The sequence below is a fragment of the Microbacterium sp. CIAB417 genome (assembly GCF_022788845.1).
On the sequence record NZ_JAHZUT010000004.1, the window covers coordinates 126,061 to 150,646 of the forward strand.

General features: G+C 70.2%; 28 protein-coding genes. 9 read left to right on the forward strand and 19 right to left on the reverse strand.

Features of this window, described 5'->3' with window-relative positions:
* Positions 1–42: 42 nt before the first annotated feature.
* From KYX17_RS17985 to KYX17_RS18010, 6 genes are all read right to left on the reverse strand, one after another.
* Positions 43–1,212 carry an NAD(P)/FAD-dependent oxidoreductase gene (locus tag KYX17_RS17985; RefSeq protein WP_243228333.1) on the reverse strand — a complete coding sequence of 390 codons (1,170 nt, stop codon included), beginning with the start codon at positions 1,210–1,212 and terminating at the stop codon, positions 43–45.
* Between the two features lie 32 nt (positions 1,213–1,244).
* A complete protein-coding gene (locus tag KYX17_RS17990; protein WP_243228334.1) occupies positions 1,245–2,066 on the reverse strand; it encodes a DUF72 domain-containing protein in 822 nt (273 codons plus the stop codon).
* Between the two features lie 4 nt (positions 2,067–2,070).
* A complete protein-coding gene (locus tag KYX17_RS17995) occupies positions 2,071–2,874 on the reverse strand; it encodes an SDR family oxidoreductase (RefSeq protein ID WP_243228335.1) in 804 nt (267 codons plus the stop codon).
* Positions 2,875–2,876: 2 nt separating this feature from the next.
* Positions 2,877–3,440, reverse strand: a complete 564-nt coding sequence (locus tag KYX17_RS18000) for a Dps family protein (protein ID WP_243228336.1) — start codon at positions 3,438–3,440, stop codon at positions 2,877–2,879.
* Positions 3,441–3,519: 79 nt separating this feature from the next.
* Positions 3,520–4,296, reverse strand: coding sequence for an alpha/beta fold hydrolase (locus KYX17_RS18005; RefSeq protein WP_243228337.1), 777 nt, complete (start codon positions 4,294–4,296; stop codon positions 3,520–3,522).
* Between the two features lie 47 nt (positions 4,297–4,343).
* On the reverse strand, positions 4,344–5,504 hold the full coding sequence (locus KYX17_RS18010; RefSeq protein ID WP_243228338.1) for a MalY/PatB family protein: 1,161 nt from the start codon (positions 5,502–5,504) through the stop codon (positions 4,344–4,346).
* 154 nt (positions 5,505–5,658) lie between these two features.
* Here KYX17_RS18010 and KYX17_RS18015 point away from each other — a divergent pair, with 154 nt between their 5' ends.
* From KYX17_RS18015 to KYX17_RS18035, 5 genes are all read left to right on the forward strand, one after another.
* Complete coding sequence (locus KYX17_RS18015; protein ID WP_243228339.1) at positions 5,659–5,823, forward strand: hypothetical protein; 165 nt, start codon at positions 5,659–5,661, stop codon at positions 5,821–5,823.
* Positions 5,824–5,986: 163 nt separating this feature from the next.
* Complete coding sequence (locus tag KYX17_RS18020; protein ID WP_243228340.1) at positions 5,987–6,898, forward strand: ABC transporter ATP-binding protein; 912 nt, start codon at positions 5,987–5,989, stop codon at positions 6,896–6,898.
* Positions 6,895–7,722, forward strand: a complete 828-nt coding sequence (locus KYX17_RS18025; RefSeq protein WP_243228341.1) for an ABC transporter permease subunit — start codon at positions 6,895–6,897, stop codon at positions 7,720–7,722. Before KYX17_RS18020 ends, KYX17_RS18025 begins: the two co-directional genes overlap by 4 nt.
* A gap of 41 nt (positions 7,723–7,763) precedes the next feature.
* Positions 7,764–9,065, forward strand: a complete 1,302-nt coding sequence (locus tag KYX17_RS18030) for a sensor histidine kinase (protein WP_243228342.1) — start codon at positions 7,764–7,766, stop codon at positions 9,063–9,065.
* Complete coding sequence (locus tag KYX17_RS18035; protein ID WP_243228343.1) at positions 9,062–9,718, forward strand: response regulator transcription factor; 657 nt, start codon at positions 9,062–9,064, stop codon at positions 9,716–9,718. Before KYX17_RS18030 ends, KYX17_RS18035 begins: the two co-directional genes overlap by 4 nt.
* Positions 9,719–9,738: 20 nt before the next feature.
* On the opposite strand, the gene KYX17_RS18040 is transcribed toward KYX17_RS18035, so the two are convergent.
* A complete protein-coding gene (locus KYX17_RS18040) occupies positions 9,739–10,419 on the reverse strand; it encodes a FadR/GntR family transcriptional regulator (protein WP_243228344.1) in 681 nt (226 codons plus the stop codon).
* A gap of 7 nt (positions 10,420–10,426) precedes the next feature.
* Positions 10,427–11,710 (reverse strand): serine hydrolase, encoded by a 1,284-nt coding sequence (locus KYX17_RS18045; RefSeq protein ID WP_243228345.1) that lies wholly within the window; start codon positions 11,708–11,710, stop codon positions 10,427–10,429.
* Between the two features lie 94 nt (positions 11,711–11,804).
* Here KYX17_RS18045 and KYX17_RS18050 point away from each other — a divergent pair, with 94 nt between their 5' ends.
* On the forward strand, positions 11,805–12,119 hold the full coding sequence (locus KYX17_RS18050) for a DUF2470 domain-containing protein (RefSeq protein WP_243228346.1): 315 nt from the start codon (positions 11,805–11,807) through the stop codon (positions 12,117–12,119).
* Between the two features lie 47 nt (positions 12,120–12,166).
* The gene (locus KYX17_RS18055) at positions 12,167–12,814 is read left to right on the forward strand and encodes a heme oxygenase (biliverdin-producing) (protein ID WP_243228347.1); all 648 of its coding nucleotides are present in this window, start codon (positions 12,167–12,169) and stop codon (positions 12,812–12,814) included.
* Between the two features lie 9 nt (positions 12,815–12,823).
* Here KYX17_RS18055 and KYX17_RS18060 read toward each other — a convergent pair whose 3' ends face one another.
* Complete coding sequence (locus KYX17_RS18060; RefSeq protein WP_249223809.1) at positions 12,824–14,215, reverse strand: AAA family ATPase; 1,392 nt, start codon at positions 14,213–14,215, stop codon at positions 12,824–12,826.
* A gap of 73 nt (positions 14,216–14,288) precedes the next feature.
* Between KYX17_RS18060 and KYX17_RS18065 the strand changes: the two genes are divergently transcribed.
* Positions 14,289–15,350 carry a hypothetical protein gene (locus KYX17_RS18065; protein ID WP_243228349.1) on the forward strand — a complete coding sequence of 354 codons (1,062 nt, stop codon included), beginning with the start codon at positions 14,289–14,291 and terminating at the stop codon, positions 15,348–15,350.
* Positions 15,351–15,352: 2 nt separating this feature from the next.
* Here the strand turns inward: KYX17_RS18065 and KYX17_RS18070 are convergent, their stop codons facing one another.
* The 3 genes from KYX17_RS18070 to KYX17_RS18080 all read right to left on the reverse strand — a co-directional run bounded on the left by KYX17_RS18070 (position 15,353) and on the right by KYX17_RS18080 (position 18,525).
* Entirely contained in the window at positions 15,353–17,353 is a 2,001-nt protein-coding gene (locus tag KYX17_RS18070) for a cytochrome c oxidase assembly protein (protein ID WP_243228350.1), read from the reverse strand.
* A gap of 117 nt (positions 17,354–17,470) precedes the next feature.
* Complete coding sequence (locus KYX17_RS18075; RefSeq protein ID WP_243228351.1) at positions 17,471–17,758, reverse strand: HU family DNA-binding protein; 288 nt, start codon at positions 17,756–17,758, stop codon at positions 17,471–17,473.
* Positions 17,759–17,937: 179 nt separating this feature from the next.
* Positions 17,938–18,525, reverse strand: a complete 588-nt coding sequence (locus KYX17_RS18080; RefSeq protein WP_243228352.1) for a TetR/AcrR family transcriptional regulator — start codon at positions 18,523–18,525, stop codon at positions 17,938–17,940.
* Positions 18,526–18,669: 144 nt separating this feature from the next.
* Here KYX17_RS18080 and KYX17_RS18085 point away from each other — a divergent pair, with 144 nt between their 5' ends.
* The gene (locus KYX17_RS18085; RefSeq protein ID WP_243228353.1) at positions 18,670–19,494 is read left to right on the forward strand and encodes an alpha/beta hydrolase; all 825 of its coding nucleotides are present in this window, start codon (positions 18,670–18,672) and stop codon (positions 19,492–19,494) included.
* A gap of 61 nt (positions 19,495–19,555) precedes the next feature.
* Here the strand turns inward: KYX17_RS18085 and rpsN are convergent, their stop codons facing one another.
* From rpsN to KYX17_RS18120, 7 genes are all read right to left on the reverse strand, one after another.
* Entirely contained in the window at positions 19,556–19,861 is a 306-nt protein-coding gene (rpsN, locus tag KYX17_RS18090; RefSeq protein WP_243228354.1) for a 30S ribosomal protein S14, read from the reverse strand.
* 3 nt (positions 19,862–19,864) lie between these two features.
* Positions 19,865–20,035 (reverse strand): 50S ribosomal protein L33, encoded by a 171-nt coding sequence (gene rpmG, locus KYX17_RS18095; protein ID WP_046014935.1) that lies wholly within the window; start codon positions 20,033–20,035, stop codon positions 19,865–19,867.
* Positions 20,035–20,271, reverse strand: coding sequence for a 50S ribosomal protein L28 (gene rpmB, locus KYX17_RS18100; RefSeq protein ID WP_243228355.1), 237 nt, complete (start codon positions 20,269–20,271; stop codon positions 20,035–20,037). Before rpmB ends, rpmG begins: the two co-directional genes overlap by 1 nt.
* 150 nt (positions 20,272–20,421) lie before the next feature.
* The gene (locus KYX17_RS18105; RefSeq protein WP_243228356.1) at positions 20,422–21,081 is read right to left on the reverse strand and encodes a DNA-3-methyladenine glycosylase; all 660 of its coding nucleotides are present in this window, start codon (positions 21,079–21,081) and stop codon (positions 20,422–20,424) included.
* 3 nt (positions 21,082–21,084) lie between these two features.
* Positions 21,085–22,803: an Ig-like domain-containing protein gene (locus tag KYX17_RS18110; protein ID WP_243228357.1), complete on the reverse strand. Its 1,719-nt coding sequence runs from the start codon at positions 22,801–22,803 to the stop codon at positions 21,085–21,087.
* Positions 22,793–23,578: a TIGR03943 family protein gene (locus KYX17_RS18115; protein WP_243228358.1), complete on the reverse strand. Its 786-nt coding sequence runs from the start codon at positions 23,576–23,578 to the stop codon at positions 22,793–22,795. Before KYX17_RS18115 ends, KYX17_RS18110 begins: the two co-directional genes overlap by 11 nt.
* Entirely contained in the window at positions 23,571–24,584 is a 1,014-nt protein-coding gene (locus tag KYX17_RS18120; RefSeq protein WP_243229187.1) for a permease, read from the reverse strand. The genes KYX17_RS18115 and KYX17_RS18120 overlap by 8 nt, the downstream gene beginning before the upstream one ends.
* Between the last annotated feature and the right edge of the window lie 2 nt (positions 24,585–24,586).

Genomic DNA, 24,586 nt, shown 5'->3' on the forward strand with positions numbered 1-24,586 from the left:
GTCCCCCTGAGGCGTCTCTCCTGCCCCAGCGTAACGACCGCGTCAGATCTCCGGCGGACGGTGATCGAACACCCAGTCATAACGGGTGTCCGTCGTGGCGTTGCGCAGGAACAGCGGCAGCATCGCATCCCGGAAGGCGGTGCCCACGCGTCCGCCCTTCACCTTCTTCTGACGATCGAGCGCCGCGGCGTATGCGACTACCCTCTCCGCGCGGGATCGTCGAGACGCCTCGAACGCCGCGAATGCCGCCTCGTGTCCATCGGCGCGCACGAGCTGAGCGGCGAGTTCGGCGGCGTCCTCGAGCGCCAACGACGCGCCCTGTCCTGCTGAGGGACTCGTCGCGTGCACGGCGTCGCCGACCGCGACAGCCCGCCCACGCCACCATCGGGGCACGGTCGGCAGCCGGAAGATCGGGTACGCGCCGATGTCCGTCGTCGTGTTCGCCAGGATCGCGGGCACGGGATCGGGATCGCCGCCATGCAGCTCTCGCAGTTGGGCGAGGATGTCGATCGAGGAGGAGGATCGCGCTGGGGGCGCGGACGCCGTCGCATTGGCGAACCAGTAGACGGTGCCGTCCTCACGGACGAGGTAACCGAAGAAAGACCTCCGGCCGAAGACGAATCGCTGGATGCCCGGTGTCGGCGCGAGATCGGGCACGCGCGCGAACCCTCCGGCCCCGACCAGTCCGGTGAAATCGGCCGCCGCCTCCGGAGCGATCCACCGGCGGACGGCGGAGCCGACGCCGTCCGCGCCGATGACGATGTCGCCGTGCTCGACGTGTCCGTCGGCGAATCGCGCGCGCACGCCCTCCGCCTCCACATCCAGTTGCGCCAGTCGCCGCCCGGTGTGGATGCGCACGCCGGCATCGGCCGCGGCATCCCACAGCACCTGCTGCAACCACCCCCGACGCACGACGACTCCCCCGGCGTCCGGCTCACCGGCAGTACCGTTCGGCACCGTGGCGAGCAGGCGGCCGCGACTGCTATACATCTGCATCAATCCGGCGGGATGCGCGTCGGTGAGCAGGCGCGTCGTCACGCCCAGTCGGTCGAGCACGCGCCGACCGTTGACGGCGACGTTCAGGAAGAGTCCCGCCGCCGAGTCGAGCGCCGCACGTGCTTCGAAGACCGGTGCGTCCCATCCGTGGCGCGTCAGCAGCTGCGCGACGGCGGGTCCTGCCGAACCCGCGCCGATGACCAGTGCCTTGGGCATTGCGTCCCCCATTTCTCTCTATTTTAGAGAGATTAGCCCAAGCGGCTCCGTTCCGCCAGTCGCAGCGCATCGTGCGGGGCGTGACCGTGCGCGTCGTTGTCGAAATACGCATAGACGTCCCGCCCGGCATCCGCCCATCCCCGGATCCGTTCCGCCCACGCGTCGAGCTCGGCGTCCGTGTATCCGCTCACATACAGCTCGCGCGACCCGTGCAGACGCGCGTAGACGAAATCCGCGTCCGAGGGGGCGAAGCGAGGGAAGCGTCCTGCGGTGTCCGCCACCGCCATCGCGACCCCGAACCGCTCGAGTGTCGCGGTCGCGGCCTCGTACGAGACGGCGCGGGGCTCGAGCGCATGCCGCAGCGGCACATCGCCCTCGATCGACAACCACGTGCGTCCCCGCATCCGCTCGTCGTGCCGCCGAGCCAGCGCGAGCGCCTCCCCCGTCGACTGCGGCAGGGCCCTCAGGAAGGACGACAGCACGTCCTCGTCGAACTCCTCCCGCTCGGGAAGCTGCCAGAGCACCGGCCCGAGGGCCGGACCGAGCGCGAGGACGCCGGAGGCGAAGAAGTTCGCCAGGGCCTGCTCGACGTCCCGCAGCCGCAGCATGTGCGTGATGTAACGGGACCCCTTGACCGCGAAGACGAAGCCCTCCGGTACGCTCTCTCGCCATCGCCGATAGCTCTCCGGCCGCTGCAGCGAATAGAAGGATCCGTTCAGCTCGACGCTGCGGAACCGTGAGGCGATGTACTCCAGCTCTCGGCGCTGCGGCAGCCCGCGCGGGTAGAAGTCTCCACGCCAGGACGGATAGCGCCACCCGGACGTGCCGATCCGCACCGCGGGAGCCGACGGCATCCGCTCACACCGTCCGCCATCCATGCTGCGTGATCGCGGCGCCGGCCTGCGGGCCCATCTGCAGCATCCCGCCGTCGATGACGATCGAGGTGCCGGAGATGTAGGCGGCCCCCGGCGAGGCGAGGAAGGCGATCAGGGCGGCGACCTCGCGCGCGTCGCCGGGCCGGCCGAGCGGGATGCCGGGGCGCTCCTCCCACCGGGGATCCTGATCCGTCTGACCGGTCATGGGCGTGGCGATCTCGCCGGGGGCGACGCTCACCGCCGTGATCCCGCGGCCGCCGAGTTCGAGGGCGATGTTCTTCATGAGCCCCGACAGGCCGTGCTTGGCCGCGTCGTACGCGCTGGATCCCACCATCGGCTGATGCGCATGCACGCTCGTCACCGCGATCAGTCGGCCGCCACGGCCGGCGGCGACCATGTGCCGCGCGGCACGCTGCAGGCACACGAAGGCCCCGGTCAGATCGACGTCGAGCACTCGACGCCATTCGTCGAGCCCGACGTCGAGGAACGGCGTCCGCAGCCCGGTTCCGGCGTTGTTGACGAACACGTCCAGCCCGCCCAATTCGGCGACCAGGTCATCGATCACATCCCCGCACGCCGGGATCTCCTGCGCGTCCAGCCGTGCGACGAGGGCACGGGCGCCGTGCGAGCGCACCTCCTCGGCGGTGTCCTCGGCTCCCGCGGCATCCGAATGCCAGGTGATCGCGACGTCGACGCCCTCGGCGGCGAGCGCGACGGCGGTCGCCCTCCCGATCCCCGAGTCAGCTCCGGTCACGATGGCGCGGCGCGGCTCCTCCTCGACGTCCACGATCAGCTCCCGACCGGAGTCCGGTTCTCGGCGCTGACCATCCAGGCGTACTGCTCGAGCTTCTCGATGATCGCGTGCAGGATGTCGGCGCTGGTCGGATCCTCCTCGTCCACGCCGTCGTGCACGTCGCGCATCGTGCCGACAACCGCTTCGAGCCGCGCCGTCACGATGTCGACGGTCTCGGCGGTGTCGATCTCGCCCTGCGGATACTCCGGAAGTGTCGTCGTCGACGCGACCGTGCCGCTGCGGCCGTCCGGCACCGCGTGCAGCGCCCGCATGCGTTCGGCGATCGTGTCGCTGAACTCGCGCGCCGCCACGACGATCTCATCGAGCTGCAGGTGCGTGTCGCGGAAGTTCTTGCCGACCACGTTCCAGTGCGCCTGCTTGCCCTGCATCGACAGCTCCAGCAGGTCGACGAGGACAGCCTGCAGATGCGCGCTCAGTTCCGGCGAGGCGGCGAAGCCCTTCTCGGCGTTCTGCCGCCGGGTGCGCTTCTCGCCGGTTCCGCCGCGCGCCGCGCGGGAAGAGGATGCCTTGGTCGCGGATGTCTTCGTGGTTGCCATCATGCGCTCGACGGTAGGCACGCGAATGCCGGCGCAGGAGGGGCTTGACAGCCGGATGGCGCCCGGAAAGGCTTCTTGAGCTTCAGCGCACCCGCGCGGCGACGATCCGTGCAGTCGCCTCGGGATCCATCCGGTGCGCGACCGACTCGGGAACCTCGAGGAACTCCGCCGCGGGCATCTCCTCGGCCAGCCGGGATGCCGCGGCGACGAGGATCGGCATGGTCTCCGAGCCCCGCAGGATCGTGACCGGCATCCGCACGTCCCGCATCGCCGCGGACGGCGTCGACGTGCGCTGGGTCAGCAGGGTGTCGTACACCGTGGACCGGGCGAGTGCCGCCACCTGCTCGAAAGCGGGCGAGTTCCGGAACTGCTCGATGAACGCCTCCGGGAGACCGACCGCTTCGCGCTGGAACAGCACCACGGCGTCGCCGGGGCGTCCGTCGTCGATCAGCGCCTGAAGCCGAACGGCGAGATCCGCAGCCGGGTCGTCCTCGCCGAATCGGAAGGGCGGTTCGGACAGGAAGAGCCGGGACATCGGTACGCCTTCCCCGGCGGCGTACAGCGCGAGGATCGCGCCCGAGGAGTGGCCGACCACCGCGACGTCGTCACCGGATGCCGCGATGACCGCCGCGAGGTCCTCGACCTCGCGCTCCGGAGCGGCGATCGGCGCGTCGCCGCTGTCTCCGCGGGCACGCCGATCGTACGTGACCGCCCGCAACCCGGCATCCGCGAACGCCCGCGCGATCAGGCCGGCGTCGCGGGCCGTCGAGAGCGCGCCGTTCACGATGACGACGGCTGGTCCGTCTCCGACGGTGTGCAGGGCGATGGATGTTCCGTCGGCCGAGGTCACGTGACGCATCCTCCCAGGCAACACCCCTGCAGCCGGCGCGTCAAGCGAGCGCGCGTTCAGCGCGCGGCGAGAGCTGCGGCGATCCTCTCGATCGCCTCGACCATCACCGGCCGAGGCGTCGCGAACACGAATCGCGTGAAGCCCACCGCGGCCTCGCCGCACGCTGCACCGTCCGTCATCGCGACGCCGGCGTGCTCGCGGAACCACGCCCCGAGGTCCCCCGTGAGCCCTGTGCCGCGGAAGTCCAGCAGCGCGATGTACGTGCCCTCCGGCATGACGACGCTAACCCCGGGGATCTCGGCCACCATCTCGGCGAGGACGCGCCGGTTGCCGTCGAGGTACTCCACGACGTCGTCCAGCCAGGCCTCACCGCCCGTGTACGCCGCGATGTTCGCCACCACGCCGACGGTCGCCGTTCCGTGCCCCGCCCAGCCGCCGTCCTCCTCCCACAGCCGGACGGACTCCTCGTTCGAGAGGATCAGCTGGGCGCACTTGAACCCCGCGAGGTTCCACGCCTTCGAGGCGGATGCCGCGGTGACGGTGTGCGCGGCGGCGACGTCCGACACCGATGCATACGGGATGTGCTTCCCCGGTGCGTACACCAGCGGCGCATGGATCTCGTCGCTGAACACGCGCCCGCCCGCGGCATCCACGGTCGCGGCGACGGCCAGCAGCTCCTCCCGCGTCGCGACCGTGCCGAGGGGGTTGTGCGGGTTGCACAGCACGAGCAGTTCACCGCCGTCGGCGAACGCGGCCGCGACGCCCGCATGATCCATCACCCATCGATCGTCCTCGAGGACGCTCGGCACCTCGATGACCCGCCGGCCGAGACGACCGGGCACCGTGAGGAACGGCATGTACGCCGGTGTCGGCACGATGACCGCGGCCCCCGGAGCGGTGAAGCGCTCGATCGCGAACTCGAACGCGGCGATGACGTCCGGCACGGGACGCACCCGCTCGGCCGGCACCGACCAGCCGTACTTCTCGGAGTACCAGGATGCCGTGGCCGCCGTGAGCTCGTCCGAAAGAGCCTTCGGCAGATAACCAGTGAGCCCGGCGTCCAGCGACGCGTGAACGGCTTGGGTGATCGCGGGCGCGACCCCGAAGTCCATCTCGGCGACGAAGGCGCCGACCGTGTCGGGGAACGTCGTCCATTTCACGCTGCCGGCCCTGCGGAGGTCGTCTGCCGTGATCGCGTCGAACGGGTGCGGTGCCATGTGTCTCCTCATCGTCGCCTTCCATTCTCGCGGCACGGGACCGTCGCGGGGCGATGCGCGCGGTTAGCATCGCGCGCGACGGCGCGTCAACCCTCATGGCGGATCGGCGGGAACAGGGCCATGATCGAGACAACACGAGCGAAGGAGTCGTTCCATGAACATCGCACTGGTGGTCATCATCGTCATCGCCATCGTCCTCGCCATCGTCGGTGGCCTGAACGCGGCGCTGAACTGGCTGCTCTGGGTGGCCCTGATCGTCGGCGTCATCGCGCTGATCGCGTTCCTGTTCCGCGTCATCGGAGGACGCAACAGGGTCTGAGACCGCCTTCCGTTCCGCCCGGGCGCGCGAGGACCCCAGACTCGCGCGTCCGGGCGGCTTTCTCCTGCTCCGATGTCCGTGGTCCTGCGGTGCCATCGGACGCGCAGCACGGCGGTACTGCAGGGGGACGCGCGATGATCCCCGGCATCCGTAGCGTCGGAGCATGATCACTGCAGAAGGCCTCACGAAGAGGTTCGGAGACAAGACGGCCGTCCAGGACGTGTCCTTCACGATCCGTCCGGGAGCCGTCACCGGCTTCCTCGGCCCCAACGGCGCCGGCAAGTCGACCACGATGCGCATGATCGTCGGACTCGACCGCCCGACCTCGGGGCGCACCACCGTGGGCGGCGTCGAGTACCGGCGCCTGCGCGCGCCGCTGACCGAGGTCGGCGTGCTGCTGGACGCCAAGGCCGTGCACACCGGGCGCACGGCGCGAAACCACCTGCGTGCCCTGGCCGCGACGCATGGCATCCCCGCCTCGCGGGTCGACGAGGTCATCGACCTCGCGGGCATCACGCCCGTCGCCAGGAAGCGAGCGGGGAAGTTCTCCCTCGGCATGGGACAGCGCCTCGGGATCGCCGCGGCGCTGCTCGGCGATCCTCACACCCTCATCCTCGACGAGCCGGTCAACGGACTCGACCCGGAGGGCGTCCGCTGGGTCCGCCAGTTCGTGCGCCACGCGGCGTCTGAGGGACGCACCGTCCTGCTGTCCAGTCATCTGATGAGCGAGATGGCGCAGACCGCCGATCACGTCATCGTGATGGGCCGCGGCCGCGTGCTCGCCGACGCATCGCTGGACGACCTCGTGCGGGCATGGACGGCCACGACGGTGCGCGTCCGCACACCGCGGGCCGCGGCGCTGGCCGAGGCCGTCGCGCACGCCGACGTGGAGATGGTCAGCACCGAACCCGACCTGCTGGAGGTCGTGGGGCTTCCGGCGTCCCGCATCGGCGACATCGCCGCAGACCGCGGGATCCCCCTGCACGAGCTCACCCCCACCATCGGATCGCTCGAGGACGCCTACCTGGCGCTCACCGGCGACTCGGTCGAATACCGGACCAAGGAGATCGCATGAGCACCATGACCGCGGACGGCACGCGACGCGCCACGCACGTCACGTCGCCGTACCGACTGAACTTCCTGCGGACCCTGCGCAGCGAATGGATCAAGATCGCCACGCTGCGCTCGACCTGGTGGTCGATCGGCATCACCGCCCTGCTGACGGTCGGGATCGCCACGCTGATCGCCTCGACGGTCAGCGCCGCAGACCAGTTCCCCATGATCCAAGCCGTTGTCTCACCGATCCAGTTCACGATGCTGCTCGCCGGCATCCTGGGCGCGATCTCGGTGACCGGTGAGTACTCCACCGGAATGATCCGTTCCACCCTCACCGCCACGCCCGTGCGCGGCATGGTGCTGACGGCGAAGGCCGTCGTGCTCGCCGCGCTGCTTTTCATCGCGTCGCTCGTGATCTTCTTCGGCGCGGCTCTCGTCATCACCCCGATCGCGGAGTCGAAGGGGCTGGGTCTTGATTGGTCGGACTTCGATGTCACCATCCGACCGATCCTGCTCGCCTCCGCGGCGATGGCCGTGTTCGCGCTGATCGGAGTCGCCTTCGGGTTCATCCTGCGCTCCGGCGCCGGCGCGATCGCGGCGACCGTCGGGCTGCTGTTCGTGCTGCCGATCGTGTCGATGACGTTCACCATGGCGGGGGACGCCTGGCAGTGGATCGCAGAGGCCTCGCGCTACCTGCCGATGTCCGCCGCGCAGTACGCCATCAACCCCGTACCGGACGGAGCCGACGGCCTGACCCCGGAGGTCGCGTATCTCGCACTGGCCGCCTGGGTCGCCGCCGGGATGCTGGGAGGGTGGGCCGTGCTCCGCACCCGCGACGCGTGAGAGCGCGTCACCGAGGATCATCGACGCGTAGAGTCGAGCCCGTGTCGAGCTCGAGCGGTCGCAGCTCCTCCGCCGGTGGCACCCTGGAACGGGATGTCACGGCGGAGGAGCTGCGGCTGCCGCGTCCCCCGGGATTCATCCGGCGGTTCTGGGCCCGGCATCCTCTGGTCGCGGACGTGCTGATCGCCTTGGTCTGCCTGGCCCTGTCGCTGACTCCCGCCACCCTCGTGGCACCCGGTGAGCCCCCGTCGCTCGGCGCGAGCATCGGGATCGGGATCCTCGTCCTCCTCGCCTGCGCCCTGTTGCTGCGCCGCCGCCGCTGGCCGACCGTCGCCCTCATCGCCTCCTATGCGGTCACCGTCGCCTACCTGCTCGCGCTCGATCCCGCCGGCGGGCCGTTGCTCATCGTCACCAGTTACGGCATGGCCGTGTACCGCTCGACCCGGACGGCATGGATCGGCTTCGGGATCGGCATGGGCGTTCTCACTCTGCTCGCCGCGGCACTCCAGCTCTCCGGAGCGCTCCCGCTCCCATCGGCGATCAACGCCGTCCTCGGGCAGTTCGTGCTCGCCCTCATCGGCACCCTCATCGGCGCGAACGTCGGCGGGCGCAAGCGCTACGTGGAGGCGATCATCGACCGGTCCCGCCAACTGCTCGTCGAGCGGGACCAGCAGGCCCGGCTCGCCGCCTCCGCCGAGCGCGCGCGCATCGCCCGCGAGATGCACGACGTCGTGTCCCACTCGCTCACCGTCATCGTGGCTCTCTCCGAGGGTGCGGCCGCGACCCCGGATCCGGGACGGGCGAAGGACGCCTCGACCGCTGCCGCCGCGACCGCACGAGGTGCGCTGGGCGAGATGCGCGCGATGCTCGGCGTGCTCAGGGACGGCGACGCCGACGCGCCCCTCGCGCCGACCCGCCCCGTCGATCCCCGCACCACAGTCGCCGCGGCGCAGCAGGCCGGATACCCGGTCGCGCTGACCGTCGCCGGCGAGACCCGCCTGCCCGAACCCGTGGAGTTCGCGATCGGCCGCATCGTCCAGGAGGGCGTGACGAACGCCATGCGGCACGCTCCCCTCGCGACCGTGGTGTCGGTGCGCATCGACCGCTCGGTGGACCCGGTGGTCGTGGAGATCGTCAACGATGCCGCCGCCGACACGACCTCTCCCGGCGGGTACGGCCTGCGCGGACTCGCCGAGCGCGTGACGCACGTCGGCGGAACCCTCGACGCCGGACCGACCGGGACGGGAGGATGGAGACTGCGCGCGCAGTTCCCGCAGACCTCGATGTCGTCGACGTCCGGCGGATCCGCGAGCACACCGCCGGACGCACAGGAGGACGCATGACCGAGCCGATCCGCGTGCTTCTCGTCGACGATCAGGAACTCATCCGCATGGGGTTCCGCCTCGTGCTCGACGCCGAGGAGGACCTGGTCGTCGTGGGCGAGGCCGGCGACGGCGCCGAGGCGCTCGCCCGCACGGCGGCGCTCGAGCCGGACGTGGTGCTGATGGACGTCCGGATGCCGGGCACGGATGGGATCGCCGCCACGGAGGCGATCGTGCGCGCGCATCCGGGCACCCGTGTCCTCGTCCTCACCACCTTCGACCTCGACGAGTACGCCTTCGGGGCGATCCGCGCCGGCGCGAGCGGGTTCCTGCTCAAGGACGCGCAGCGGCAGGAGCTGCTCGCCGCCATCCGCGCCGTGCACCGCGGGGACGCCGTGCTCGCCCCGCGCGTGACCCGCCGCCTTCTCGAGCACATCGGACCGCGGCTCGCCGCGCCGCAGCCGGCGCACGATCCGACCGCGTCGCTCACGGAGCGCGAGCGCGACGTGTTCCTCGAGATGGCGCGCGGGCGGACGAACGCTGAGATCGCCGGGACGCTGTTCCTCAGCGAGTCCACCGTGAAGACACATGTCGGCCGGGTGCTGACGAAGATCGAGGCCCGCGACCGCATCCACGCCGTGATCCTCGCCCACCGGCTGGGGTTCGTCGACTGATCGGACGGCTCCGCGGACGCTCAGTCCACGACGACGAGGTCGTGATCCAGATGGGCTGCCATCGCCAGCGCGGCGGCCACGGCGTCCTGCGCCTCGATCGCGGCGAGGATGCCGGCGTGGTCCTCGTCGAAGACGCCGAGGTCGGCGCCGTGCGCGAGACGTCCGGAGCGCACGGCGCTCCGGATCAGCGGCATGACCGCGACGAACAGGCCCGTGAGCAGGCGGTTTCCGGATGCCTCGAACACGAGATGGTGGAAGCTGCCCGGCGTCTCGCTGAGCTCCTGCACATACGGGGTACCGGCCGTGACCGTGAGATCGCGCTCGTACACGGCTCGCAACTGTGAGAGCTGCGCGGCCGTGCGGTGCACGGCCGCCTGACGCACCGCCTCCATCTCGAGCGCACGGCGGTAGACGAGCACGTCACCGAGCGCGTACTCGGCCAGGAAGTCCGTCACGACGGCCGTCACCGGGGTGCGCGAGCGCACGAACGTCCCGACGCCCTTGATCGGCTCCAGCATCCCCTGGCTCGCGAGCGCGCGCACGGCCTCCCGCACCGTCGACTTGCCGACCCCGATCATCGCCATCAGCTCGGACTCCCGCGGGATGCGGGTGTTGATCGGCCAGTCGCCGCGGGTGATCCTCGCCTTGAGGAAGGTCAGCGTCTCGACGGCCTTCTGCGAGCCGGTCGGGCGGTCGGCCACGGCGACGTCACCCGGCAGGCGGGACGCAGATCGCGCGTTCGGCGATCTGGGAGTGGTACTGCTCGGCGGTGAACGGCAGCCCGAACTCGGGTGCCGTCTCGCCCTCGGCGGCCGGAGCCTTCGACGCGATCGCGGCGAGCTCCCACGCCAGCCACGCGGCGATCGTCGAGCCGGAGGACGAGTTGTTCAGCGTCACCGCGACCGTGAATCCGGTCGCGGGGTCCGAATAGGCGGCCGTGGCGTAGCCGGCGGTCCAGCCGTGGTTCCCGATCATCGAGCCGACGAGGAACCCGCCGCCGGTGGCCTGGTACCAGGACGGCGCGTCCGCCGACACGGGAAGCGGTGCGCCAAACCGCTCGGGCTGGGCTCCCTCGGCGCGCAGCGCCTGCGCGGCCTCGGCCTGGATGTACGTCCCGAGCTCGTCGATCGTCGAGACCGCTCCGGAGTCGGTGAAGCCCATGCTCGACGATGCCACGCTGACATCGACGGGCGCGGTGCAGTTGAATCCGCCCTCGACCGCCGGCGCGTAGTTGCCGCGCAGGACGGCGCCGTCGGATGCCGCGGCCGGCGCAGCCCCCGGGAGGCCGGTGTTCTCCAGCCCCAGCGGCTCGGACACGTACTTCTCGATGAGCTCCGCGGCGCTCATGCCGCTCGCCCGCTGCAGCGCGAGTCCGAGCAGGAGGTAGCCCGCATCGGATTCGCGCCAGGCCGTGTGCGGCGTCGACGGAGCGCGGCCGAGCCCGAATCCGGCGAGCTCCAGCGGGCTCCACACGCGCCCGGGGGTCGTGAGCCACGCGTTCTTGACGGTGGCCTCGGAGGAGCCGATGCCCCCAGTGCCGTTGCACAGGTCGAGCAGCGTGATGTCGTCGAGGTCCGCGACGCCCGACACGAGATCCGGCACCGGCGAATCGAGCTCGACGACCCCGTCGTCCGCCAGGCCGTAGAGCACGTCGCACGTCATCAGCCGGGTCACGTCGGCGACCCGGAAGGCCATGTCCGTGGTGACCTCGGTCTCGTCGCCCTGCGCCTGCGTCCCGGTCGCCGACACCCACTGCCCGCTCCACGGTACCCAGACGCCGACGATCGCGCCGGAGGCCCCGGCCGCCGTCATGGCGTTGTTCACAGCGTCCTGCAGCTGCGCGACCATGTCGTCCGGCAGCGACCCGTCCACCTGCGGAGGGGGCGTGTACGTGGCATCCGACTGACCGGAGCAGCCCGTCAGGACGAGCGCGAGCGCGACGGCGGAGGCCGCTGCTGCGCGCCAGCGGCGGCGCGACGACAGAAGGTGCATGTATCCACTCCCGGGGTGTCTTCACAGAGTCTAGAGGCCGCATCCTGAAAGTCACCCTCGACCGCCCGGGCCCTGCAGGTCCTACAGTGAGAGCGTGCCCCACCTCTTCGACGCCGACGTGGTCACGGCTGTGCTGCGCCACATGAACGGCGATCACGCCGACGACAATCTCCTGATCGCGCGGGCGTTCGCAGCGGCGTCCGACTCCGAGGTCACGGCCGCCCGGATGACCGGCTTCGACGGCGAGGCGGGAGTCTGGCGGATCACCAGGGGCGATGCCGAGGAGGAGTTGCGCGTGCCGTGGCCCGGCGGTCCGATCTCGGAGCGTCCGGCCGTCCGCCGCGAGGTCGTCGCGCTCTACGACGAGGCGTGCGCGCGGCTGGGCGTCGAGCCCCGCCCGCACGGCTGAGCCGATCCGCCCTTCACGTCAGGTTAGGTTGCCCTTACACTGAGGGAATGGCCGCCATCCTGTCCTTCTCCGCCGCCCTGCGCGAGCGCTCCTCCGGCTCGCACTCGCGCAGCGAGCACGCCGGGTTCATGGCCGACCTCCTCAAGGGCGAGGGTTCGCGCGACGACTACATCGCCCTCGTCGCGCAGCACTACTTCATCTACGCCGCCCTCGAGGCCGCCGGCGAACGCATGCGCCGCGACCCGGTGGCGTCCGTGTTCCTCAGCGACAAACTGACCCGGCTCCCGGCGCTCGAAGCCGACCTCGAGTTCCTGCTCGGATCCTCCTGGCGCGAGCTCATCCGTCCGCTGCCGACCACGCAGCGCTACGTGGACCGGATCCGGCAGGTCGGTGCGACCTGGCCCGGAGGCTTCGTCGCACACCACTACACGCGCTACCTCGGCGACCTGTCCGGAGGCGTGTTCATCGGCCGTGTCATGCAGCGGCGGTTCGGATTCGAGACCAACGGCATCGGCTTCTACCTGTTCGACGACATCGCCGACCCGAAGGCGTTCAAGGACGTCTACCGCGAACAGCTGGATGCGGCGCCGTGGAACGACGCGGAGCGCGAGCGCGTGATCGAGGAGGTCCTGCTCGCCTACCGGTTCAACACGGAGCTCTTCGAGGACCTCGACCGCGCCCGCGCGGTCGCCTGACCGGACGGCTCAGGCCTGGACCTCGGGCGTGGAGTTGCGCTCCCACGCCGCCCGCATGAACCGCCGCACGTCCTCGTCCACGCGGATGTCACTGGGCCGCAGCGGCCGCGAGAGGTACAGGCCGTCCAGCGACGTCAGGCGGCTGAGCGCCACGTAGGTCTGCCCGGGGGCGAAGGCGCCCGACCCGAGGTCGATCAGGGCGCGGTCGTAGGTCTTCCCCTGCGACTTGTGGATGGTCACCGCCCACGCGAGTCGCAGCGGGAACTGCGTGAACTCCGCGACGACGTCCCGCGACAGCGTCTTCGTCAGCGGGTTGTAGGCGTACCGGTACCTCTCCCACACCGCGGGCTCGACGTCGACCTCCTCTCCGTCGATCTCCACGCGCACGGACCCGCCCATGATGCGGGTCACGGTGCCGATGGTGCCGTTCACCCAGCGCGGGGGCTCGCCCGCCATGGCGGTGTCGTTGCGCAGGAACATCACCTGGGCGCCGACCTTGAGCTTCAGCTCGGCATCCGCAGGGAAGTTCGCCTCCCCGCGACCGAAGTCGCCGTTGATCTCCGCCTTCGCGGTCTGCTCGCGCCCGCCGAGCGCGGCGAGATGACGCCGGTTGATGCTGTTGACGATGTCGTTGCGGGTGGCGAGCGTGATCATGGGCACCTCGCCCGGCTCGGGCTGCGGCTGAGGCCGGGCACCCTGCGTGTTCAGCACGTTCGCGATCTCGGCCGTCACCCGCCCGTACCGCACCGCGTTGAGCATCGACTTGAACCCGTCGTCGGACTGCCGGTGGATGTGGATGAGCTCGCGCACATGCAGCTGGGCCCCGTGCCGTCCGAGGTCGAGCAGCCCGTCGTCCTCCCCCGGCGTCGTGCCGGCCCAGACCTTCGCGTCGAAGAACCAGAAGGAACGGTAATGGTCCTGGATGTAGCGCGCCTCGTCTCCGCGCGGCGGCACCGGGGCCAGCTGATACGGGTCCCCGAACATGACGACCTGGACGCCGCCGAACGGCTGCGCGCGGCGTCCCCGCGCTTGACGCAGGGAGCGGTCCATCGCGTCCATCAGGTCGGCGTTGACCATCGAGACCTCGTCGATGACGAGGGTCTCGATCGCGTTCAGGATGCGGCGGGTGGCGTCGTTCTGGTCGATCTCGCTGTCGGCGATGAGCCCGATCGGCAGACGGAACAGCGAGTGGATCGTCTGCCCCTCGACGTTGAGCGCGGCGACTCCCGTCGGCGCGCAGATGGCGATCTGCTTCTTGGTGTTCCACGCGAAGTGCTGCAGCAGCGTGGACTTGCCGGTACCCGCCCGTCCGGTCACGAAGACGTGGTCGTCGGTGTCCTCGATGAGCCGGAAGAGGGCTTCCTGTTCGGCGGAGAGGGCGGGGAGGGACACGACCTCCATGGTACGTCGCGCGTCGGCGTCACCGACGGCAACGCTCGGCTTCGTCTCAGGACCCCCCTCATAGACTGACGCCATGGAGCAGCCTGCGCCCAGGTCGCCCCGGCGCCCGCGCCTGGGGGCCGATCTGTCGATCCTCGCCCTGATCGGCGTGCTCCTGATCGCCGCGCTCGGTGCCGGCGGTGCCGCTCTGTACCAGCAGTTCTACAGTCCGGCCGCGTTCGTCACCCGCTACCTGGATCTGCTGTCCGCGGGACGCGCCGCGGACGCCCTGCTCATCCCCGGCGTCGCGGTCGACCGGGTCACGCTCGAGGATGCCGGCATCGACCCCACGGCCTCGGAAGCGCTGCTGCGCCAGGCGGCCCTCGCTCCCCTCGACGACGTCGCGGTGGTCTCGACGTCCTATGAAGAGGGAGTCAGCGACGTCACGGTGTCGTACACGGCCAACGGGCAGCCGGGACAGAGCACCTTCCACGTCGAGCAGGACGGCTGGATCGGCGTGGCACCGCGGTGGCGTTTCAGCGCGAGCCCGCTCGCCGCCGTGCAGCTGTCGCTCGTCGGCGCCGATCGCTTCGCCGTGAACGGCTTCACGGTCGAGCGCGGCCAGGTCTCGGCATCCGGAGCCGGTGCCGATCCGGCATCCGCGCTGTCTCTTCTCGTCTTCACGCCCGGGCTGTACTCGGTCACGGTGGACACCCCGATCTCGGAGTCGCCCGGTGTCAGCATCCTCGCGGATGCGCCGCTCACCGCCACCCCGGTCGACGTCACCGCGACCGCGACGAAGGAGTTCGTCGACATCGTGCAGCAGCGGGTGGAGGAGTTCCTCACGGACTGCACCACCCAGCAGGTGCTCCAGCCCACCGCGTGCCCGTTCGGCTACGAGGTGCACAACCGCATCGAGGATCTGCCCACGTGGTCGATCGCCCAGCAGCCGGTCGTGGCGGTCGAACCGGACGGACGGTCGTGGGTGATCCCGGCGACGGATGCCGTGGCGCACATCGAGGTCGACATCCGCTCGCTGTTCGACGGCTCGGTCGAGCACGTCTCGGAGGACGTCCCGTTCCAGGTCAACGGCACCATCACGATCCTCGGCGACGGTTCGGCGTCGATCAGGGTCGGGTCCCCGCAGACCGGCTGATCTCAGCGACCCTCGCGCGCGGCGGTCCTGGCGTCCTTGGCGGCGAGCTCCGCCAGGCGGGCGTTGTAGTCGTCCAGCTCGGCATCGCCCGTGCGGTCGGCGTGACGGTCCCGGCGGCGCTGCAGCTTCGAGTCGTTCCGGCTCCACTGGATGGCGACCGTGATCGCGAGGATCAGGGTGGGGATCTCCCCGATCGACCAGGCGATGCCGCCTCCGATGTACTGGTCCTCCAGGGGCGTGGGCCCCCAGGTGCGGCCCATGGCGCCGAACCATTCCGAGACCATGAGGCCGGTCTGCATCATGATCGCGATGCCGAAGAAGGCGTGCATCGCCATGACGGCGATGAGGGTGATGAGCCTCCCCGGGTACGGCAGGCGATAGGGCACGGGATCGGCCCCGATCAGGCTCATGACGAAGAGGTAGCCGGAGATGAGGAAGTGCGCGATCATCCACTCGTGGCCGAGGTGCTCATACATCGACCAGCGGAACAGATCGGTGAAGTAGAACGCCCACAGCGACCCGATGAAGATGCCGGCGGCGACGAAGGGATGCGTCACGACTCGGGCGAAGGGCGAGTGCACGGCCCACATGATCCACTCGCGTCCGCCCCGCGTGCCGTCGTCGCGCTTGCGGATGGCCCGCAGCGCGAGCGTGACGGGCGCTCCGGAGACGAGGAGCAGCGGGATCGCCATCGACAGCAGCATGTGGCCCATCATGTGCACGCTGAACAGGTAGTCCTGATAGGCGTTGATCGCTCCGCTGGTCACCCAGATCAGCAGCAGGACGCCGAACACCCAGAACACCGTGCGATGGATGGGCCAGCGGTCCCCGCGACGGTGCAGGCGCCGTACGCCGACCAGGTAGAACACCAGCCCGAAACCGCCGAGCACGAGCCAGAGCACGTCGACGTTCCACTCGGTGAACCAGCGGTCGAGCGTGAACTCCGGCGGCAGCGGTGAATCGGTGAGGATCTCGGCCGGCGTGCGCACGGCCGGCGGTGTGTCTCCCGCAGGCGGCTCGGTGCGGGCGAGCGCCGCCGCGGCGCCCGAGGCCAGCCCCATGAGGGCGACCTCGCACAGCACTAGCATCCAGAACCAACCTCGGCTGTGCTCACCGGAGAGCTTCGGGATGAGACGCGAGCGATACCAGGCGCCCAGCGCGCCCATCGCGATGAGCAGGACGACCTTCGCGATGAGGATGCCGCCGTAGGGCGTGGCGAGCTGGCTCCAGTCCCCCAGCGCGACGACCGAACGGGCGAGACCGGAGACCGCGACGACCGCGAAGGCGGCGAGGGCGAGCGTGGAATAGCGCTGCACGAGGGAGGCGACCTCGAGTTCGGGCGTGCGCCGCAGCAGCACGACGAGCAGGAGTCCGCCGAGCCAGACGGCCGCCCCGATCGTGTGCAGCAGGATCGAGTTGACCGCGATGTTGTGGCCGGCGACGTCACCGGAGTGCCCCTGCGTGGCCAGAGGCAGGAAGGATGCCGCGGCGAGGATCGCCGTCAGCAGCACCGGCGTCCAGGTGCGCCACGCGAACGCGAGCACGGTGACGACTGCGCCCATGAGGGTCGTGATGGTCCAGGACTGGCCGAGCGCGGTGTTCAGCAGGAAGTTCCCCAGCTGCTCGCCGAACAGCCGGTCGGTGCTCAGGGTCGGGTTGAACACCGACATGAAGGTGAGGAAGGCGCTCGTCGCGGCCGCGACCGTGAAGGCCGCGGCTCCTGCGGAGGTGGCATCCATCGCGCGCTCGAAGGGCTTGGTGCCGGGTCGCAGAGCGAACAGCGCGAGCACGAGGGAGCCGAGCATGACCGCGGCGGTCACGTTGGTCAGCATCTTGACCAACGGCAGGCCCCAGCGCACGATCGGGCCGGGATCGAGCAGGCGCGGCGCCTCGGCGGCTCCGCCGTAGACGAGGGCGAGAAGGGTGGCGACCACTCCGGCGATGAGGAGGATCACGGGACCGGCGATGCGATACGCCGAGACCCGCCGCGCAGGGGTGGTCACCCCTCCAGCCTACGCGGCGCGGCGAGTGCGCCTTCTCAGGCGGCTGCGTCCGGGGTCGGCAGCGCCGGACGCACGAAGGCCGCCCCCCTCGGGAGCGGCCTTCGTGGAAGGAGCGTCTTACTTGACGGCAGCCTTGAGCTTGGAACCAGCGGTCACCTTGACGCGCTTGCCGGCCGGGATCTTGATCTCGGCGCCGGTCTGCGGGTTGCGGCCCGTGCGGGCGGCCGTGTCGACCTGCTCGAACGAGATCCAGCCCGGGATCGAGACCTTGCTGCCCTTGGCAACAGCGTCGGAGACCGAGGAGAACAGCGCGTCGAGCACACCGGACACGGCGGCCTGGCTCTGGCCGGTGGCGGAAGCGATGCTCGCGACGAGCTCGGTCTTGGTGATGGACTTGTCAGCCATGTCATCCTCCAGCGACGAGGATCCCGTCGCGTTGTTGGTTGCGGGGATGCCCCCGTTGGTCGATCGACCGCCTCGAATGTACCAACCATGGCCGACATTTCCGCGTCATTTCGCGGGTTTTGACGTTTTCGGCGGCGTGTCGGGTCACTTTCGTCACTTCCGTCACACGCGGTCGAGCCTCATCGCGGACGGTGCGCGTCGATGAGCGCCCGCGCGCTGCGCTCGAAAGCCGGGGTCACACGGTCGTCGCCGTCCAGATAGCCGCCGACCAGTGCCGCATCGCGCAGAAGCACGAGGGCTCCCGCCGCATCCTCCGGATCCTCGAGCCCCGCGCCGGCGGCCAGTGCCTGCAGCGTCGAGCGGAACCACTCGCGATGCTCGGTGATGAGCATTCGCACCGGACCGTTGGCGTCGGGGTATTCGGCTGCCGCGTTGATGAACGGGCACCCGCGGGTGTGCCGCTGGCGGACGTCGGCCGCGATCCCCCCGATCGTGGCGTCGAGCAACCGCTCCGGATCCGAGGTGCCGGCGGCTGCGGCGTCGAACAGGCCCCGCAGGAGCGCGTCCTCCCCCTCCAGGTAGGCGAGCACGAGGTTCTCCTTGCCGGCGAACTGCTTGTAGAGCGTCGCGCGCGTCACGCCCGCTTCCGCGATGATGCGGTCGACACCCACAGCATGGATGCCTTCCTCGTAGAAGAGTCTCGTCGCGGCGTCGAGCAGACGCGCGCGGGCGGCGCTGGGACGTGCGGGGGGTCGCGTGGTGCTCATCGGTGGTCCTCTCCGGTCCATCGTTTCATCCCCGTGCGAGATCGACGGATTCCGCGGGAATAGATTGTGGTAGACCGATCGTTCTGTCTATTATCAATCTACCGCAGTCCGGAGCAGCCGGACGCTGATGACAGGAGCACGAGCATGAACACCACGAAGACCCCCATCGTCCTGATCCACGGGCTCTGGATGACGCCGAAGAGCTGGGACACCTGGGCGGAACGGTTCCGCGAGCGCGGGCACGAGGTGATCGTCCCCGGGTGGCCAGGGATCGATGACCGCAGCGTCGAGGACGTCCGCCGCGATCCGTCCGCGCTGAAGGGCATCGGCCTGAAGCAGATCGCCGACCACTACGAGCGCATCATCCGCGCGCTGCACGAGAAGCCCATCATCATGGGGCACTCCTTCGGCGGCGTGATCACCCAGATGCTCGCCGATCGCGGACTCGGCGCGGCCTACGTCGGGGTGGCCCCCGGCCAGACCGCGGGGGTCACGACGCTGCCGTTGTCGACGCTGTGGACCGGGACGCCGATCCTCTCGAATCCCTTCGGCATCCGCGGCGCCAAGCCGTTGTCCAAGCGCCACTTCCACTTCACCTTCGGCAACGATCTCTCCCGCGCCGAGTCCGACCGACTGTGGGATGAGTATGCGGTGAACTCCTACAACCGGGTGTTCTTCGAGGGCGTCAGCTCGGTGCTGAACGAGAAGAACGGCGTGACGCACGTCGACTATGCACGGGCAGATCGCGCTCCGCTGCTGGTGCTCACCGGCGAGATCGACCATGTCGTGCCGCCGGCCATCGGACGGGCGATCGTCTCGAAGTACCGGGGCACCGGCAGCCCGGCGATCGTCGAATACAAGGAGTACCCCGGTCGCACGCATCGCCTCGTCAGCCAGGACGGCTGGGAGCAGATCGCGGACGACGCGCTGGCGTGGGCCGAGGAGCACGTCGCGGCATCCGCGCTGTGACGGGCGGCTGCGCGCACGAAAAAGGCGGGGTTCCGAAGAACCCCGCCTTTTCGAGAACTGCTTACCAGCTGGACTTGGTCACACCGGGCAGCTCGCCACGGTGGGCCATGTCGCGGAAGCGGACACGCGAGATGCCGAACTTCGTCAGCACGCCACGGGGGCGGCCGTCGATGGCGTCGCGCGAGCGCACGCGCACCGGCGAGGCGTTGCGCGGCAGCTTCTGCAGGCCGACGCGGGCGGCCTCGCGGGCCTCGTCCGACGCGTTCGGGTCGACGAGGGTCTTCTTCAGCTCGGCACGGCGCTCGGCGTAGCGGTCGACGACCGCCTTGCGCTGCTCGTTGCGAGCGATCTTGCTCTTCTTAGCCATGGATCAACGCTCCTCGCGGAATTCGACGTGCTTGCGGACCACCGGGTCGTACTTCTTCAGCACGAGGCGGTCGGGGGTGTTGCGACGGTTCTTCTTGGTCACGTAGGTGTAACCGGTGCCCGCCGTCGAGCGGAGCTTGATGATCGGACGGACGTCCTGTGCCTTCTTGGCCATTAGAGCTTCACACCCTTCGCCTGGAGATCCGCGACGACCTTCTCGATGCCGCGGGCGTCGATCACCTTGATGCCCTTGGCGGACACGTTGAGCGTGATCTTACGACCGAGCGAGGGGACGTAGTAGGTCTTCTTCTGCACGTTCGGGTCGAAGCGGCGCTTCGTCCGGCGGTGCGAGTGCGAGACGTTGTGACCGAAGCCGGGAACAGCACCGGTCACCTGGCACACTGCTGCCATGATGAGTACTCCTTCAATACCGTGAGACCGGACGGTCTCACCCAAGATCCCTTGTCTGCGTGCCGCCCGGGAGGGCCGGCATGCGAACTGCGCACAGGAGCGTGCGCAGACAAAGAGTCAGTCTAGCATCCCTCGGAGCACTCCGACCACTCAGGACGACATGGATGCCGCGGCGGCCCCGCGCCCCCACCGGAACGGCGAGACGGTGACGTCCCCCGGGATCCAGAAGCGCCACGGGAACGCACCGGTCCCGGCGACGCCCGCGACCCCGACCCTCGGTCCGCGCGCGACCTCGTCCAGCGGATCGTCGAGCCAGAGCTCGGCGAGAGCCCCGTGATGCTCGGCGCCGGTGATGGCGTCGATCCCGTCGTGGCGCGGATGCCGCAGACCGGACACCTGGCCGAGGCGCCCGGGCCCCCTGGCCAGGTCGCGGCCCGTCCTGCCGGATCGGGATGCCGCGGCATCCTGTCCCTCCACTACCTCGCCGGCGCGCAGCAGCACACCGCCTGCCACCCCGTCCGGGCCGCACACGACGTTGACGCAGGAATGGATGCCGTGGCTGAGGTACACGTAGAGGTGGCCGGGCTCGCCCCACATCGTGGCGTTGCGCGCCGTGCGGCCCATCCGCGCATGCGAGCCCGGGTCCGGGACGTCGCCCGTGCCGTGGCCGTGATAGGCCTCCGCCTCGGTGATGCGCAGCGTCACCGCATCCCCGTCGACGATCGTCCGCAGCCGTCCGCCGAGCAGACGCGGTGCCACCTCGAGCGGGAGGCCGGTGAGCTCCGCGCGATCGGCGCGATGCAGGACCATGCGTCAGAACACCGGTCCCGCTTCGCACCAGGAGACGTCGAAGCCGTTGACCGCGACGAGCTCCTCGCCGGAGGCCGTGTCGAGCAGGTGCGTGTGCATCGTCTGCGGCAGCGGAGCGAGCAGGTCGTCGTACGGGTTGTTCGCGAGATCCGGCGCGACGACGACAGCGGTGTACTGACCGCTCGGCGAAGCGCAGACCTGGAGGATCGTGTCGGTGCTCGGCACCTCGAGGATCGGCGTGGCCGCCCCGTCGTCATCCACCCGGATCACGGACTGCCCGGTCGGCAGGCCGTTGGCGTCGCGGGTCACGATGTGGCGGAGCGTGCCACCGGGGTACGGCGTGATGGAGGTCGCGGTGCCGTAGTCCGGGTCGGAGGCCGGCAGCGGCTCCTCCGAGCCGTCGGAGAGGTTCAGCTGCACGACGCTGCCGTCCGTGCGCTCGATGATCGCCGTGTACGTGCCGCGGGAGACGCCCATGATGCTCATCGCATTGCCCATGGCCTGCGTCCCGGCATCCGAGGACAGGTCCTCCAGGGCGAGAGCGCCCTCCCAGTCGATGAACAGCACCGCGGCGGAATCCGGCACGAACTGCCACTCGGCGATGCTCGCCTCGGCGTCCGCGACCTCGACGATCCGGGGCTCGCCGGACCCGTCGAGCGGCTGGGTGACGAGCACGCTCGCGCGGCCGCTCGTGTCGGTCAGCTCGCGATCGGAGTAGGTGTATCCGACCAGACCGCCGCGATCCGAGACCTGGACCCCCGTGACGAACCCGTCCCCGGGGAGGGTGAGCTCGCGCTGATCCGAGCCGTCCCGGTTCATCACGAGGATCGACGAGCCGTCCTCGTCCTCGACGGCCACGACGAGCCGGGTGGTGGTGGCGCGGAAGTCGTCGATGCGCTCCGCGGTGAAGACGGGAACGGCCTGCTCGCCGGTCAGGTCGGTGCGGAAGATGCGGTCGTTGCCCTCCTCGTCCGCGTCCCGGCGCAGCAGGAACACCTCGGACGCCGGGGTCGCGAACGTCGTGGTGAGCTCCGTCGAGGGTCCGCCGCCGGTTCCGGAGACATCCGCCACGCGCACGCTGTACGTCGTCGAGTCATCGAGGGGGACGGTGAAACGGATGCCGATGCTGCGTCCGGAGGCGTCGACCGTGAACGGCACCGCCGGATCGACGCTGACCTGGGCGGGATCGATCTCGGCGAGGGGCTGGTTCGCGGTGAGGATCACCCGGCTTCCGGAGACCTCGATCGCCTGCGCCGGGTCGACCTGTACGCCGCTGAGGCGCGGGCCCTGCGTCAGGCTCAGGACGCCCAGCGTCGCTCCGACGAGAACGAGGACGCCCAGGACGGACAGGAGCAGGATGCCGAAGCGCCGGTCGCGCGTCGGCTCGCGCCGCTTCGGCTCCTGCAGTCGACGGTCGTCGGCGGCATCCCTGGATTCCGGCTCCGGCTCGGAAACCCCCGGCTCGGCCTCGGCAGCCGAAGGCGCAGACGCGCGCTCAACATCCGTCGGGTCGGGCGCGCGCTCGGGCGCCGCCTCGACGGGATCGGGACGACCATCCACGTCGTCCGACGCCGCCACCTCCGGCGCACCGGCGGGGTCGACACCCGTGTCGTCCGCCCCGGCGGTATCCGTGCGGTTCTCCGCGGCCTCCGCCGCCTCTGCGGCTGCCCGCAGAGCGCGGGCCTCGGCGCGTGTGCGCGGTGTCGGCGAGTCAGTACTCATACGGGTCCCCCGGCTCGTCGATCGGGGTGACCTCGGTGGGCTCCACGCTCAGGGAACCGTCGGCATCCGCCGTGATCGTTCCGGTGATCTCGACCCATTGCCCGACCTCGTAGTCGCTCTGCCACGAGGCCGACACGACCGGGATCGATGCCGGCTGCGCGTCGATCACGCAGTGCGTGATGACCAGGCGCGTGAGGCTCATCTCGTCGTCGCCGCCGCCAGGGGTGACGAACCCCGTGAGCGTCACGGTCGAGCCGTCGTAGCTCTCCGGTCGCGTCGCGGTGGAGAACACGCTCGCCCAGTCGCCCACACCGAAGGTCGAGGTGTCGGCCACGCCGAGGGTCACGGTGTCGGCGCCGGCGAACAGGGACCCGTCGTCGCCGGCCCGGGACATCGCCAGTTCCACCGACAGAGATGCGGGAGGCAGCACGAGCCCGGCGATCACGACGCCCGAGGCCACCACACCGGCGGAGATGCTCCCGACGGCCGCCAGGGTGCGGCGCCGGTCCGAGGAGGCGCCGGCCTCTGCGGCATCCGTCCCGTGGTCGTGGTCGTGGTCGGCCTCCGCTCCGAGTGGCAGCGTGCACGACCACACCGCCCCGGCGAGCGTCACGATCGCGCCCGCGACCGCGAACCAGACCGACTCCGGGCTGATGTACAGCGTCAGCTGCCCCGTGACGGCGAGCCCGAGCGTGACGACCGAGATCACGGCAGCGAGCCCGATGCCCAGCCAGCGCGACCAGAGGGCGCGGGGACGGGAGACGTGCTCAGACAAAGACGTTCACCCCGATCCCGATCACGAACGCGCTCAGCAGCACGACGCCGACGATGACCGCCAGCGTGCGGCCGGTGAACGTCGTGCGCATCAGGGCGAGCATCTTGATGTCCACCAGCGGGCCGACGAGCAGGAAGGCCACGATCGCTCCGGGCGAGAAGGTGGACGCGAACGACAGCGCGAAGAACGCATCCACGTTCGAGCAGATCGCGACGGTCATGGCCAGCGCCATCATGGCGACGATCGAGAGCACCGGGTTCGACCCGATCGCCAGCAGCACGTCACGCGGGATGAGAACCTGCACGGCGCCCGCGACCGCGGAGCCGATCACGAGGGCCGGCATCACCGCGCGCAGCTCGATGAGGAACTGCGTGAGGCTCCGCCGCGTCGGGGTGCCGTGCTCGTGGGTCACCCGGTCGCACGTGGCGACGAAGCGCTCGGTGAGCAGGGCGTCCGGCGAGGGGTGGCGGCTGTAGATCCAGCCGATCAGGTTGGCGATGAGGTAGCCGCCGACGAGCCGGGCGACGAGGATCCCGCCGTCCCATCCGAACGCCGCGTGCGTGGTGAGGATCACGATCGGGTTCACGATCGGCGCCGCCATCAGGAAGGTGAGCGCCTCGGCGGGGGCGAGCCCGCGCATCATGAGTCCGCGTGCGAAGGGGACGTTTCCGCACTCGCACACCGGGATCAGCATCCCGAGCAGCGACAGCACCGCACGCCGGGCCCATGCCCGCCGCGGCAGCCACCGCTGGATCGCGTCGGCCGGGAGCCACACCTGCACGACGATCGACAGCACGACGCCGAGGATCACGAACGGCAGCGCCTCGATGAGGACGCTGAGCGAGAGCGTCAGACCGTCCTGGAGCCTGCTCGGCAGGGATGCCGAATACAGCGCGGGCAGGAGCAGATCGATGGCGAACAGCACCGCGAGGATGCCGAGGCCGATCGCCACGCCGATGAGCGGCGAGCGGCGAGCGGTGGTCTGTCGCGCATCGCGAGTCGTGATCG

Bases quoted from the DNA above. Each gene is read 5' to 3' on its own strand.
- KYX17_RS17985 (WP_243228333.1), bottom strand. From the start codon at position 1,212: ATGCCCAAGGCACTGGTCATCGGCGCGGGTTCGGCAGGACCCGCCGTC.
- KYX17_RS17990 (WP_243228334.1), bottom strand. From the start codon at position 2,066: ATGCCGTCGGCTCCCGCGGTGCGGATCGGCACGTCCGGGTGGCGCTAT.
- KYX17_RS18000 (WP_243228336.1), bottom strand. From the start codon at position 3,440: ATGATGGCAACCACGAAGACATCCGCGACCAAGGCATCCTCTTCCCGC.
- KYX17_RS18005 (WP_243228337.1), bottom strand. From the start codon at position 4,296: ATGCGTCACGTGACCTCGGCCGACGGAACATCCATCGCCCTGCACACC.
- KYX17_RS18010 (WP_243228338.1), bottom strand. From the start codon at position 5,504: ATGGCACCGCACCCGTTCGACGCGATCACGGCAGACGACCTCCGCAGG.
- KYX17_RS18015 (WP_243228339.1), top strand. From the start codon at position 5,659: ATGAACATCGCACTGGTGGTCATCATCGTCATCGCCATCGTCCTCGCC.
- KYX17_RS18020 (WP_243228340.1), top strand. From the start codon at position 5,987: ATGATCACTGCAGAAGGCCTCACGAAGAGGTTCGGAGACAAGACGGCC.
- KYX17_RS18025 (WP_243228341.1), top strand. From the start codon at position 6,895: ATGAGCACCATGACCGCGGACGGCACGCGACGCGCCACGCACGTCACG.
- KYX17_RS18035 (WP_243228343.1), top strand. From the start codon at position 9,062: ATGACCGAGCCGATCCGCGTGCTTCTCGTCGACGATCAGGAACTCATC.
- KYX17_RS18045 (WP_243228345.1), bottom strand. From the start codon at position 11,710: ATGCACCTTCTGTCGTCGCGCCGCCGCTGGCGCGCAGCAGCGGCCTCC.
- KYX17_RS18055 (WP_243228347.1), top strand. From the start codon at position 12,167: ATGGCCGCCATCCTGTCCTTCTCCGCCGCCCTGCGCGAGCGCTCCTCC.
- KYX17_RS18060 (WP_249223809.1), bottom strand. From the start codon at position 14,215: ATGGAGGTCGTGTCCCTCCCCGCCCTCTCCGCCGAACAGGAAGCCCTC.
- KYX17_RS18065 (WP_243228349.1), top strand. From the start codon at position 14,289: ATGGAGCAGCCTGCGCCCAGGTCGCCCCGGCGCCCGCGCCTGGGGGCC.
- KYX17_RS18075 (WP_243228351.1), bottom strand. From the start codon at position 17,758: ATGGCTGACAAGTCCATCACCAAGACCGAGCTCGTCGCGAGCATCGCT.
- KYX17_RS18080 (WP_243228352.1), bottom strand. From the start codon at position 18,525: ATGAGCACCACGCGACCCCCCGCACGTCCCAGCGCCGCCCGCGCGCGT.
- KYX17_RS18085 (WP_243228353.1), top strand. From the start codon at position 18,670: ATGAACACCACGAAGACCCCCATCGTCCTGATCCACGGGCTCTGGATG.
- rpsN (WP_243228354.1), bottom strand. From the start codon at position 19,861: ATGGCTAAGAAGAGCAAGATCGCTCGCAACGAGCAGCGCAAGGCGGTC.
- rpmG (WP_046014935.1), bottom strand. From the start codon at position 20,035: ATGGCCAAGAAGGCACAGGACGTCCGTCCGATCATCAAGCTCCGCTCG.
- rpmB (WP_243228355.1), bottom strand. From the start codon at position 20,271: ATGGCAGCAGTGTGCCAGGTGACCGGTGCTGTTCCCGGCTTCGGTCAC.
- KYX17_RS18105 (WP_243228356.1), bottom strand. From the start codon at position 21,081: ATGGTCCTGCATCGCGCCGATCGCGCGGAGCTCACCGGCCTCCCGCTC.
- KYX17_RS18110 (WP_243228357.1), bottom strand. From the start codon at position 22,803: ATGAGTACTGACTCGCCGACACCGCGCACACGCGCCGAGGCCCGCGCT.